General features: G+C 76.1%; 9 protein-coding genes and 2 pseudogenes. 6 read left to right on the top strand and 5 right to left on the bottom strand.

Annotated features, from left to right (window positions below):
• Together AAHZ94_RS17770 and AAHZ94_RS17775 are read left to right on the top strand one after the other, a co-directional pair.
• The coding region (locus AAHZ94_RS17770) for a hypothetical protein (RefSeq protein WP_349993914.1) at positions 1–238 on the top strand (238 nt) is incomplete at its 5' end.
• A 22-nt stretch (positions 239–260) separates the two neighbouring features.
• Entirely contained in the window at positions 261–623 is a 363-nt protein-coding gene (locus AAHZ94_RS17775; protein WP_349993915.1) for a winged helix-turn-helix transcriptional regulator, read from the top strand.
• 473 nt (positions 624–1,096) lie between these two features.
• Here the strand turns inward: AAHZ94_RS17775 and AAHZ94_RS17780 are convergent, their stop codons facing one another.
• On the bottom strand, positions 1,097–2,242 hold the full coding sequence (locus AAHZ94_RS17780; protein ID WP_349993917.1) for a helix-turn-helix transcriptional regulator: 1,146 nt from the start codon (positions 2,240–2,242) through the stop codon (positions 1,097–1,099).
• 210 nt (positions 2,243–2,452) lie between these two features.
• Here AAHZ94_RS17780 and AAHZ94_RS17785 point away from each other — a divergent pair, with 210 nt between their 5' ends.
• Together AAHZ94_RS17785 and AAHZ94_RS17790 are read left to right on the top strand one after the other, a co-directional pair.
• The gene (locus tag AAHZ94_RS17785) at positions 2,453–4,033 is read left to right on the top strand and encodes an FAD-binding oxidoreductase (protein WP_349993918.1); all 1,581 of its coding nucleotides are present in this window, start codon (positions 2,453–2,455) and stop codon (positions 4,031–4,033) included.
• Positions 4,034–4,407: 374 nt separating this feature from the next.
• On the top strand, positions 4,408–4,926 hold the full coding sequence (locus tag AAHZ94_RS17790; protein WP_349993920.1) for a GNAT family N-acetyltransferase: 519 nt from the start codon (positions 4,408–4,410) through the stop codon (positions 4,924–4,926).
• Between the two features lie 148 nt (positions 4,927–5,074).
• Here AAHZ94_RS17790 and AAHZ94_RS36465 read toward each other — a convergent pair.
• Together AAHZ94_RS36465 and AAHZ94_RS36470 are read right to left on the bottom strand one after the other, a co-directional pair.
• Positions 5,075–5,860: pseudogene (locus AAHZ94_RS36465) on the bottom strand (pyridoxal-phosphate dependent enzyme); the annotation flags it as partial.
• Between the two features lie 93 nt (positions 5,861–5,953).
• Positions 5,954–6,721: pseudogene (locus tag AAHZ94_RS36470) on the bottom strand (pyridoxal-phosphate dependent enzyme); the annotation flags it as partial.
• Between the two features lie 211 nt (positions 6,722–6,932).
• Here AAHZ94_RS36470 and AAHZ94_RS17800 point away from each other — a divergent pair.
• Entirely contained in the window at positions 6,933–7,925 is a 993-nt protein-coding gene (locus AAHZ94_RS17800) for a LysR family transcriptional regulator (protein WP_349993923.1), read from the top strand.
• Here the strand turns inward: AAHZ94_RS17800 and AAHZ94_RS17805 are convergent.
• Positions 7,893–8,624 (bottom strand): GNAT family N-acetyltransferase, encoded by a 732-nt coding sequence (locus tag AAHZ94_RS17805; RefSeq protein WP_502964702.1) that lies wholly within the window; start codon positions 8,622–8,624, stop codon positions 7,893–7,895. The two genes, AAHZ94_RS17800 and AAHZ94_RS17805, sit on opposite strands and share 33 nt — an antisense overlap.
• Positions 8,625–8,964: 340 nt before the next feature.
• Positions 8,965–10,230 (bottom strand): oxidoreductase, encoded by a 1,266-nt coding sequence (locus AAHZ94_RS17810; RefSeq protein WP_349993925.1) that lies wholly within the window; start codon positions 10,228–10,230, stop codon positions 8,965–8,967.
• Positions 10,231–10,345: 115 nt separating this feature from the next.
• Here AAHZ94_RS17810 and AAHZ94_RS17815 point away from each other — a divergent pair, with 115 nt between their 5' ends.
• Positions 10,346–11,368: a sigma factor gene (locus AAHZ94_RS17815; protein ID WP_349993926.1), complete on the top strand. Its 1,023-nt coding sequence runs from the start codon at positions 10,346–10,348 to the stop codon at positions 11,366–11,368.
• Positions 11,369–11,718: the final 350 nt, after the last annotated feature.

An 11,718-nucleotide genomic window follows, 5' to 3' on the forward strand; every position in this document is an offset into this window, starting at 1 on the left:
GTCGGGGGGGGGGGGGGGGGGGGGGGGGCGGGGGGGGGGGGGGGGGGGGGGGGGGGGGGGGGGGGGGGGGGGGGCGGGGGGGGGGGGGGGGGGGGGGGGCCGGGGGGGGGGGGGCGAGCCGCGGGCCGGCCGCGGTGGGCCGCGGGGATGGATGGGGCCGAGACGGTACGTACCGGGCGGGTACGGGCCGTGGTCGGGCGGCCGTGGAACAGCCCGGGCGGGCGGCGCGTTGCCGTAGTGACTCTCACGGTGAGGTGCGGATGAGCGAGCAACTGCTGACCAAGAAGAACCGGCCGTACGTGTGCGGTCTCGACGCCGCCGTCGACGTCATCGACGGCAAGTGGAAGGTCCTGATCCTGTGGGCGCTGCACGACGCGCCGCGCAGGTTCGGCGAGACGAAGCGGCTGCTGCCCGGCATCAGCGAGAAGGTGCTCGCCCAGCAGCTCCGCGAGTTGGAGGCGGACGGCGTCGTGCACCGCGAGGTCTACGACGAGGTGCCGCCCAAGGTCGAGTACTCGCTGACCGAGTCGGGCATAGCGCTCAACGTCGCCCTCGGCCCGCTCGGCGCCTGGGGCAGCCGCCGCATGGCCGATCTGGGCCTGGTGCGCCAGGTGGCGTCGTGATCGACGTCAACTAACCGTAGGGGCAAGGCTTCTGACGGTATGTGAGGAGATGGGTCTGCGCAGGTCGCTCACCGTGGTTCGGGGTGGGTCGCGGCGTTGGTCGCCGGGGTGATGGCTGACGGTCGGGACGGGGCCGGCGGCCCGTAACGTACGGGCGGAGGCCGCCGGGTCGGACGGGCCGCGACCTCCGCACGGCCGCGCACCCACGGCCGCACGCGGGCGACCGCTGCACCCGACGGGCCGGTGGTGCGGCCCGTCGAGTGCGCCCCATCAGACTCTCCCGACCGCCCACCCCGAACAAGTACGTACAAAAAAGTGGGTGCTTACCTGGGGGTTACTGAGGGGCGTGGGCCCGTTCGGGGCCACGGGGCGGGGCTCGGTGGGGCGGCGGGGGCGGGGCACGGTGGGGCCGTAGGGGCGGGGCTCGGCGGGGCGGCGAGGGTGGGGCTCGGCGGGGCGGCGGGCCCGTCCCGTCAGCGAGGTCCAGCCGAACCGTACCCAGCGGCGATCTCCACGGCTGTCGCGGCCAACTCCGCCCGGACCTCGGGTGGTTCGAGCACTTCCACGTCCGCCCCGAACTGGAGGAGTTGCCGCGTCGCACCCACCTCCGCGTACCCGACCTCGACCGTGACCCACTCGTCGGCTGGTGCTGTTTCTCCTTCTCCTTCTGCTTCCGCTTCTGCGGTGGTTGCGGCTGCGGGTGCCTCGGTCGCGGGTGTCTCGGTCGCGGGTGTCTCGGTCGCGGGTGTCTCGGTCGCGGGTGTTTCATTGGCGGCTGCCGCCTCGGAGGGTGCGGCCGGGTGCGGGTCCGGGTGCGGGTCCAGGACCTCGACCCGGGTGGCGAGCAGGGAGCCGACGATCCGTACGAACATGTCGAGCCGCGGGCGGCGCACCCTGGCCCGTACCCGGATGGCGACCGGGCGCTCCTCCACGCCGCGGCGCAACGCCTGCCAGGCGTCGGCGAGTTCGACGCCCGGGCGGCGGCGCACCGGGTCGTCGGTGACGGTGGCCCGGGCGATGCGGTCCGCGCGGAACAGCCGCGGAGTGCCGCTCCGGTCGGCCACCAGGTACCAGGTGCCGGCCTTGGCGACCAGCCCGTACGGGTCGACGGTGTACGCGCGGGCGCGCGTGGCGCCGCTGTGCCGGTAGCTGACCCGCAGCCTGCGGTCGGTGAACACGGCCGTCTCCAACGCCGACAGGTCGACCGTCGGACGCGGCCCGGCCAGCCAGCGGTCGGGGTCGATGAGGATGCGCCGGCTGGCCAGTTCGGCGGTGGGCCTGTGTGGTGCGGGCAGCGCGGCCATCACCTTGCGCAGTGCGGAGCCCAGCGCGTCGTCGAGGCCGAGCGCGCTGTGCGCCCCGGGCTCGGTCAGCACGAACAGGGCCCGCGCCTCGGGGGCGGTGAGCCCGGTGACGTCGGTGCGGTAGCCGGGCAGCAGGCTGATGCCGCCGTGCCGGCCGCGCTCGGCGTAGACCGGGACACCGGCGGCCGACAGCGAGTCGACGTCGCGGTAGATGGTGCGCACCGACACCTCAAGCCGCTCGGCCAACTCGGCGGCCGGCACCCGGGCCCGGGTCTGGAGCAACAGCAGGATCGACAGCAGGCGGTCCGACTTCATGCCCAGATCTTCCCCGGGGGCCGCGGCAGGTCTTCCCCGGGGCCGGCGGAAAACTTGACGGCGGGTGTCATGTTATTGCGGCAAAGTCGGCGCTGCGGCCGGCGGCGCGCGGCGGCTCCCCGGGAGTACGCCGCGCCCTGCCCGTGCCGTCCGCCGACCGGTGCCACCGGCCGCGGATCGACCGACCACCGACCGGACGGAGCGCCCCAAGTGACCACGACCGCACCCCCCGCACAGCCCGATCCCCAGCTCCCCCACGAGGGCGCCGCCGACCAGTTGGCCGCCCAGCTCACCGGCCCGCTCTTCCGCCCGGGCGACGAGGGGTACGACGCGGAGCGCGCCACGTACAACAGCGCGGTGCAGCACCGGCCGGCGCTGATCGCGGGGGTCGCGGACGCGGCGGACGTGTGTGCCGTGGTGGCGTTCGCCGCGGCCCACGGGCTGCCGCTGGCGGTGCAGTCGACGGGTCACGGGCAGGCGGTCGCCGCTTCCGGCGGCGTCCTCGTCGCCACCCGCAGGCTGCGCGGCGTGCAGGTGGACCCGGCCGCGGCCACCGCCTGGATCGGGGCGGGCGAACGCTGGGGCGCGGTCGTGGCCGCCACGGCCCCGCACGGCCTCGCCCCGCTCAACGGGTCGGCGCCGCACGTCGGCGTGGTCGGCTACCTGCTCGGCGGCGGCATCGGCCTGCTCGCCCGCCGCTACGGCTACGCCGCCGACCGGGTGCGCACCATCGAGGTGGTCACGCCCGACGCGGTGCTGCGCCGGGTGACCGCCGCGGGCGAACCCGACCTGTTCTGGGCGCTGCTCGGCGGCCGGGACAACTTCGGCGTCGTCACCCGGGTGGAGGTCGAACTGGTCCCGGTGGCCCGGCTGTACGGCGGCGGGCTGTACTTCGACGCGGGCGCGGTCGGCGCCGAGGTGCTGCGCGCCTACCGGGACTGGACGGCCGACCTGCCCGACGAACTGACCTCCTCCCTCGCGCTCTTCCCGGTCCCGGACGTGCCGGGGGCGCCCGCGCCGCTGCGCGGCCGGCTCGTGGCGCACGTACGGATCGCCCACACCGGCTCCGTCGAGGAGGGCGAACGCCTGGTGCAGCCGCTGCGCGCGGTCGCCCCGCGGCTGCTCGACACCCTCGCCGAACTGCCGTACGCGGACTCCGCCAGCATCTTCCAGGAGCCGACCGACCCGATGCCGTACGACGGGGACAGCGTGCTGCTCGACGCGCTGACGCCGGAGCTGCTGACCGCGATCGGCGAGGCGACCCGGCCCGGTGGGGTGCCGTGCATCGTGGAGCTGCGCCACCTCGGCGGGGCGCTGACCAGGCGCGGCGCCGCCGCGAACGCGATCGGCCTGCGCGACGCCGGTTATCTGCTCGGCGTCATCTCACCGCTGCGGCCCCCGCTGACGCGCGAGGCGATCCGCCCCGTACACGAACGACTCCTCTCGGCCGCCGCCCCGGCCACCGTCGGCCGGCCGCTGACCTTCATGGGACCGAGCGGGGTACGGGCCGCGGGGGCGGTGCGCGCTCAGAGCGCGGGAGCGGAGGCGGCGGGTGCGGCGGATGGGGCAGATGCGGCGGGCACGACGGGTGCGGCTGCCGCAGTGCGGGCGGCTGACGCCGCGGACCTGCTGGTGCGCAGCGCGTACGAACCTGCGGACCACGCGCGCCTGCGCGCGTTGAAGGCGCTCTACGACCCGCAGAACCTGTTCCGGCACAACCACAACATCCGGCCGGCGGACGACGACCGACGGCGGACGGGGACGGGGACGGGGGCCGACGCGGGGGCGTAGGCGGACCCGGGCGGGGGCCCAGCGGGTACGGGTACGGGTACGGGGGCGGGGCTCGGGAGCGTACCCCGGTACGCGTACGGGCACGGCGGGCGGGATGCCTGGGGCCGGGGCCGGGCGGGGTTCCCGGGGCCGGGGCGGTGCCGGGCGGGTTCCCGGCGGCGGGGCGGCGCCTGGCGGCGGGGTGCGCTCGACGCTCAGCGGCCACAAAAGTGCTGGTCAGGGCCGTTCCCGGCGCGATTGTCAGTGGTGGGTGCGAGACTCCGAACAGGAGCCAGCGGTGGGCGGTCGTGCGTCCACCTCCGGGCCGCTGTGGTGTGCGCGGGTCCACCGACCCACGGGCCGGCGGCGCGGTGCGAGGAGAACGGGGACCCACGATGAGCAGCGCCCACACAGCAGCGGACGGTACGGCGGACGGCGGGGCCGCGCCCCGGGCCCGGGAGGTCAGTCTGCGGCCGGTCGAGCCCGCCGACCTGGAGTTCTTCTTCGCCTTCGAGCAGGACCCGGAGGCGTCCCGGCGGGCCGTGTTCCCCTCCAGGGAGCGCGAGCGCTTCATGACGCACTGGCAGAACCGCGTCCTGGCCGACCCCACGGCCCTGGTCCGTACGGTCATCGCGGACGGCGAGGTCGCCGGCAACTTCGTCAACTGGGAGGCGGACGGCCGCTGGCAGGTGGGCTACTGGCTCGGCCGCGCGTACTGGGGCCGCGGCATCGGCACCCGGGCCCTCACCCAGTTCACGGCCCAGATCCCGCACCGCCCGCTGTACGCCGACCCCTTCGCCAGCAACACGGCATCGGTCCGCCTCCTTGAGCGCTGCGGCTTCCGCCGCATACCGGACCCGGGGCCCGAGCACGGGTTGGCGCCCGGACAGGTGGTGCTGGTGCTGGAGCAGTAGGGGCGGGTCGTGCTGGGGCCGGCCGCGTGGTGGGCCGGCCCCGGCCCGTGGTCGCTCAGCTCTGCGGGAGGCCCGGTGCCGCCGAGCCCCCGGCGCCCTCCGGGTCGGCCGTACCGGTTGCGGCGGTCGCGTCGGGCTGCCGCTCGCCGTGCGGGTTGGCCGCCGTCCCCTCGGTACTGAGGAGCACGAGGGTGGAGGTGGGGCCGATGGCCAGGGTGGTGCGCCGGTCGGTGGCGCCCTCGCCGGTGAGTGCCGCCCGCACGCCGGCCAGCGAGGCGGCGCCGCAGGGGCCGGCGGAGACCCCGAGCGCACCGAGGTCGCGCACCGCGCGGGCGCCCTGTGCCTCGCTGATGGCGACGGCCGCGTCGAGCCCGGCCCGCAGCACGGGCCAGGCCAGGCTGGACGGCGTCCCGCAGTTCAGGCCGGCCATGGCGGTGTCCCCGGTCTCGATGCCGGCCGGCTCCTGCCGCACCAGGCTCTCCCACACGCAGGCGGCGGCCTGCGGCTCGACGGACAACACCACCGGCCCGCCGGGGCCGACACCCTCAGCGCCGTCCGGGCCGCCGCCCGGGCCAGCGCCCCTGCCGACGTCCGCGCCGGCGCCGCTGCCGTCCAGCGGGCCGTAGGCGCCGGGCCCGCCTGGGGCGACGGAACTGGTCGGAGTGGGGTGCGCGGCGGAAGCCTCGCACGCGGCCTGGGCATCGTGCGCGACCGGGCGCGACCGGTAGTGGGTGACGGCCGCCTGGGCGAGGGAGCCGACGCCGACCGGGACGGCCACCAGGTCGGGGGTGCCGGCGCCGGCTGCGGCGAGTTGGGCATCGAGCTCGGCGAACAGGGTGGAGTAGCCCTCCACGATCCAGCCCGGAATCCGCTCGTAGCCTGGCCGGCCACTGTCCTGGACGAGGATGCGGGTCGGCAACGCGGCGCCCGCAGCGCCCGCAGCCCCTGGCGCGTCCGGCGCACCCACCGTGTCTGCCGCGCCCGCCATATCCGCAGCTCCCGCAGCACTCGCCGCGTCCGGCGCACCCGCGAAGCTCGCCGCGCCCTCCGCTGCCCCCACGCCCGCCGCGCTCCGGACCCCGCCCGCCTCCGCCGCCGCGCCCGCCGCCACCGCCGCGGCTTCGACCGCCGCTGCCGCCTCGCGCACCGCGCGGTCGTACGTCCCGGCCACGCGGGTCACCCGGGCGCCCTCGGCCGCGATCGCGTCCACCGCCCGCGGATGCACCCCGCGGGAGACGAAGACGTGGGCGCGCTGGCCGAGCAGGCGGGCGATGCGCGCGACGGCCCGGCCGTGGTTCCCGTCGGTCGCGGTGACGAACGTGATCGGCTCGCCCCCTCCCGCTCCCGCCCCGACCCCACCGCCGGCCCCGCCACCGACCCCACCGCCGGCCGGGCCACCGACAGCCCCACCCGTACCGCTCGTACCGCTAGTGCTGCTCGTACCGCTCGTTGCACTAGCGCTGCCCGTGCCGCCCGTACCGCGTTCGGCCAGGATGCGGTGGAGGGCCCAGGAGGCGCCGAGTGCCTTGAAGGCCGGCAGCCCGAGCCGGTCCGACTCGTCCTTGACGAAGACCCGGCCGACACCCAACTCGGCCGCCAGTTCCGGCAGTTCCACCAGCGGCGTGGGCGCGTACCCGGGCAGTGCGGCGTGGAAGGCGCGGGCGGCGTCGGGTGCGGGACGGCAGCGCCAGCGCCGGGCGGCGGGCCTCGCGTACCACGGCACCGCGCCTGACGGGCGGGCCTGTGGGGCGTCCCTGCTGGTCAGCGTCGTGCCGGCGTGAGGGGTCTCAGTCATGTCACCAGCCTGCGGCGCGGCCCTCTCTCCGGTCCAGCGAATGTTTCCGACGAGTATTCATGAGGGGAACTGATGTATGGCCCCCTGGTTCCCTGCCCCCTGGCCTCTGGCCCTGGCCCGGCCCCGACCCCAGCCCTGCCCCCTCTGCCCCAGCCCCAGGCCCCGCCCCCTACCACCGAGAGACGACACGGAGAGGAACGCGCGCCCCACCATGTTCGACCTTCATCGGCTCCGGCTGCTGCGTGAGCTCAAGCACCGGGGCACCCTGGCGGCCGTCGCCGCGGCCCTCTCGTACAGCCCGTCCGCCATCTCGCAGCAGCTCGCGCAGTTGGAGACGGAGGTCGGGGTGCCGCTGCTTGAGCCGGTCGGGCGGCGGGTGCGGCTCACCGAGCAGGCCGAGATCCTCGTCGCCCACACCGAAGCCGTACTGGAGCGGCTGGCGCGCGCCGAGGCGGACATCGCGACCTCGCTGACCGACCTCACCGGCACGCTCCGGGTGGCGGCGTTCCAGACCGCGGCGCTCGCCCTCGTACCGCCCGCCCTGACGCTGCTGCGCGCCGCCCACCCGCGGCTGCGCCTGCACATCACCCAGCGCGAACCGGAACGGGCCCTACCGGCGCTCCTGGCCCGTGACTTCGACGTCGTCGTCGCCGAGGAGTACCCGGGCAACCCCAACCCGCGTCCGGACGGCGTCGAGCAGGAGGACCTGTGCGCCGACCCGCTCCGCCTGGCCCTGCCGCACCACGCCGCGCACCTCGCGGCACTCGGCACCGGCCGCACCACCCGGGCCGGGCTGCGCGCGCTCGCCGACCACCCGTGGGTGATGGAACCGGCCGGCACCGCCGCCCGGCACTGGGCGATGACCCTGTGCCGCACCGCGGGCTTCGAACCCGACGTCCGATACGAGTCGACCGACCTGCTGCTCCATCTGCGCCTGGTGGAACAGGGCCATGCCGTGGCCCTCCTGCCCGACCTGGTGTGGAGCGGGCGTGAACCGACCGTCGCAGTACGGGAGTTGCCGCGCGGCCAGCAGTCCCGCCGACTGTTCACGGCCGTACGGCACGGCAGCAGCCATCACCCCGCGGTACGCGCCTGCCGGCGGGCGCTGGGCGAGGCGATGGCGGCGGGGCTGGCGGCGGGGCCGCCGGAGGCCGGGCCGCCCGGGGCGGATTCACCCACGTCCAGGCCCCGTTCCCGTACGTAGCTCAGCGGCGCCCGGGCCCAGATCGCGTACGTAGCTCAACCCCGGCTTCCCGCTCAGCGAGATCTCGCCGACGGCCTCGAACCCGGCGCGTTCCAACACCGTGCGCGAACCCGCGTTGTCCAGCGTGGTCCTGGCGTTCAGCCGGGTCAGCCCGTACCGGGTGGCGGCGAGGGCGCAGGTGCGGCGGACGGCGGCGGTGGCCAGGCCGCGGCCCGCTGCGCTGGCGGCGACGCGGTAGCCGAGTTCGGCCTCCCCGTCGGCGAGGTCCACCAGGTTCATCCGCCCGGCCACCTCGCCGCTGGCGGTCAGCAGCAGGTGGAAGTAGCAGATGCCGGCCTCCTGTTCGGCGAGGAGCAGCCGGTGGCGGCCTTCGAAGTCGGTGAAGTAGTCGTCGCCGCGGTCGGGTATCGAGGCGGCGAAGTACGCCCGGTTGGCCCGCTCGAAGTCGAACAGGGCCGCCGCGTGGTCCGGCCACCGCAACAGGTGCAACGCGATCCCGTCCACCACGTCCACGGGGCCGGCAGCTACGTCGACGCCGGCGCCGCCCCCCGGCCCGGTCCCAGCCTCGATCTCCGTCACGGTCGCGGTCTCGGTCACGGGCTCGGCCTCAACCCCGGACTCGGTCGCGGGCTCGGCCGCGGGCTCGGTCACGGTCGCGGAGCTGCGCTGGGGGTCGGGCGAAGACAGTAGTTCGGCCATGAACGAAGCATACGGAGGCGACGAAAGAGACGGGGGTGACGTGGAGGGGGTGCCGGGAGGTGACGCGGGGACGGTGTCGGGAGGCGTCCCGGCAGGTGACGCGGAGGCGGTTCCGGGAGGCGTCCCGGGAGAGGTGCCGGTGCCGGGAAGGGCATCGGGAGAGGTGCCGGGAAGGGCGCCGGGGAAGCGGAGGCGGTGCCAGGGAAGCGGCGCCGGGCCCCTTCGCCCCGCTCGCCGCCCTCCCCACTCACCACCTCGCTCCCGCATCCCGCTCACTCCCCTCCCCCCGCGCGCCACCCACCCCACCCGCCTCCTCGCCCCCGCACCCCGCCCACCCGGCTCACCCCGCTCCCTCCGCTCTCTCCCCTCGCCCCTCTCCCCACCCACTGGCGGCATGGTCCACGTACCCCTCCGCGCCCCCGCCGTAGAAGGTCCGTACGTCGCCCGGCGACAGCGCGCGGCCCAGGGCGAAGCGGGTGACCAGGTCGGGGTTGGCGACGAAGTGGCGGGCGTAGGAGACCGCGTCGGCCGTGCCCGCGGCGATGGCGGCGTTGCCCGACGCCTGGTCGAAGCCGTTGTTGACGATGAGCGGGCCGTCGAAGCGGCGGCGGTAGCGGGCGAACGCGGCCTGGTCGGGCGTCGGCGCACCGGGCGCCAGGTCCGCGGGCGCGCCAGGGACCGCGAGGTCGGGGCCGCGCAGATGGAGGTAGGCCAGGCCGCGGACGCTGAGCTCCGCCACCAGCGCGTCGTAGTCGGACAACAGCGGTTCGTCCGCGACGAACCTGTCCCCGTCGTGCCAGTACGGCGAGAGCCGCACGCCGACGCGCTGCGTGCCCCACGGCGCGGCGACCGCGTCCACGACGTCGAGCAACAGCCGTCGGCGGCCGGCCGCGTCACCCCCGTACGCGTCACTTCGGTGGTTCAAACGCGGGTTGAGGAACTGCGCGAACAGCATCGTGCCCACGCCCCCGATCTCCACCCCGTCGAACCCGGCGCGCCGGGCCCGCTCCGCGGCGGCGCCGAAGTCGGCGACCGTCCGCGCGAGGTCCGCGGCCGTCATCGCCCGCGGCGTGACGGTCTCCTTGAACCCCTCGGCCGTGAAGGACCGCAGCCGCGGATCGACCGCCGACGGGCCGAGGGGCCGCGCGCCGCCGTGGTGGTCGGGGTGCGAGCAGGCACCCGTGTGCCAGAGCTGGAGGACGATGCTCCCACCGAGCACGTGCACCGCGTCGGTCACCCGCCGCCAGGCCGCCACCTGCTGCTCCCGGTGGATGCCGGGTACGTGGACGAAGCCGATCGCCTCCTCGCTGACCCAGGTGCCCTCGGTGACGATCAGGCCGGCGCTGGCGCGCTGGGCGTAGTACGCGACGTGCATCGCGGTCGGTTCGAGGCCCGCATTGGCCGCCCTGGCCCGGGTCATCGGCGCCATCACCACCCGGTTGTGCAGCGCGAGGTCCCCGAAGACCGCGGGCCGCAACAGCGGCTGGTTGAGCACGGGCGGGGTGGCCGGGACGGGTGAGGCAGGCCGGACGGTCGGGGCGGGCGGTCGCGGCCCGGCGGTGTCGGTCGCCGGCCGGTCGTCGGTGGTTGAAGGAACGCTACGCACGGTGTGTCTCCCCTGGTCAGCGGGCCGGGCGGGCGAACCTGCGGCAGGCTCGGGTCACATCGGCCCCGATTCGTACGTCATCCAGACGACGGGGCCCGACGACGAAAGGTGACCGATGCGCGAGCAGGAGCGGCTGGCGGAGCAGTTCGAGCCACACCGCGGCCGGCTGCGGGCCATCGCCTTCCGCATGCTCGGCTCGGCCAGCGACGCGGAGGACGCCGTCCAGGAGACGTGGCTACGGCTGAGCCGCAGCGTGGCCGGAGGCGGAGGCGGGGGCGGGGGCGTGGACGGGGGCGGCAACGACGAGACACGGGGCGCGGCCGAGACGGGCAGCTCAGCCGAGACAGGCAGTGCGGCCCACGCAAGCGGCGCGATCGACAACCTGCCCGGCTGGCTGACCACAGTCGTCTCGCGGATCTGTCTCGACATGTTGCGCGCCAGGACCGCACGCCGTGAGGACCTGATCGGTGAGCGGCTGCCGGACCGGCTAGATCCCGCCACCGCGGCGGCCGGGCACATCCGCGCCTCCCGGCCGGCCGCCGACCCGGAGCAGGAGGCGTTGTTGGTCGACTCGGTGGGCCGGGCGCTCCTCGTGGTGCTGGACGCGCTCGGCCCGGCGGAGCGGGTCGCGTTCGTGCTGCACGACCTGTTCGGCGTGCCGTTCCAGCAGATCGCGCCGCTGCTGGACCGTACGCCGGTGGCCGCGAAGAAGCTCGCCAGCCGCGCCCGCCACAAGGTGCGCGGCACGCCCGCGGCCCCCGCGGCCGAACTCGCCGGGCACCGCGCCGTCGTGGCCGCCTTCCTCGCCGCGGCCCGCAGCGGCGACCTGGCCGGGCTGCTCGCCGTGCTCGCCCCCGACGTCGTACGCCACGCCGACCCCCTGGCCCTGCCGCCCGGCGCCCGCACCGAACTGCGCGGCGCCCAGACCGTGGCCGAAAACACGCTGCTCTTCGGCAGCCGCGCGCGCCTGGCCGAACTGGCCCTGATCGACGGTGCCGTGGGCGTCGTGGTGGCCCCGCGCGGCCGGCTGTGGCTGGCCATCACCTTCACCGTCCACGGCGACACGATCACGGCGTACGACGTGATCGCCGACCCGACCCGACTCCACGCGCTCGACCTGGCGGTGCTGGAGTACTGACGACACGGGCCTCACCACCACAACCCCACCCGTGCCCCAACTCCCCACTCCCGACCGGGTGTTGGCCGCCGTACGGGACCCGTCCCCATCGGCTGGCCGTACGGTCCTGACGGCGGGCCGGGCCACCGACAGTCCGCCGCACCGGCAGGACACGGGCCGGGGAGGCCGTAGGGGGCTGTCGGGCGGCGGGCTGCTGCCGGGGGAACGGGGCGGGGGTGCGGGGTCGGGTACCGGAAGCAGGCGTGGGCGGGGCGTGGGGAGCGCCCCCCCCCCCCCCGGTGCCCCCCCCCCCCCCCCCCCCCCCCCCCCCCCCCCCCCCCCCCCCCCCCCACCCCCCCCCCCCCCCCCCC

The sequence above is a fragment of the Streptomyces sp. HSW2009 genome (assembly GCF_040240285.1).
GTDB lineage: Bacteria > Actinomycetota > Actinomycetes > Streptomycetales > Streptomycetaceae > Streptomyces.

Coding starts and splice junctions, on each gene's coding strand:
- AAHZ94_RS17800 (WP_349993923.1), top strand. CDS start 6,933: ATGTTCGACCTTCATCGGCTCCGGCTGCTGCGTGAGCTCAAGCACCGG.
- AAHZ94_RS17775 (WP_349993915.1), top strand. CDS start 261: ATGAGCGAGCAACTGCTGACCAAGAAGAACCGGCCGTACGTGTGCGGT.
- AAHZ94_RS17780 (WP_349993917.1), bottom strand. CDS start 2,242: ATGAAGTCGGACCGCCTGCTGTCGATCCTGCTGTTGCTCCAGACCCGG.
- AAHZ94_RS17790 (WP_349993920.1), top strand. CDS start 4,408: ATGAGCAGCGCCCACACAGCAGCGGACGGTACGGCGGACGGCGGGGCC.
- AAHZ94_RS17815 (WP_349993926.1), top strand. CDS start 10,346: ATGCGCGAGCAGGAGCGGCTGGCGGAGCAGTTCGAGCCACACCGCGGC.
- AAHZ94_RS17805 (WP_502964702.1), bottom strand. CDS start 8,624: ATGGCCGAACTACTGTCTTCGCCCGACCCCCAGCGCAGCTCCGCGACC.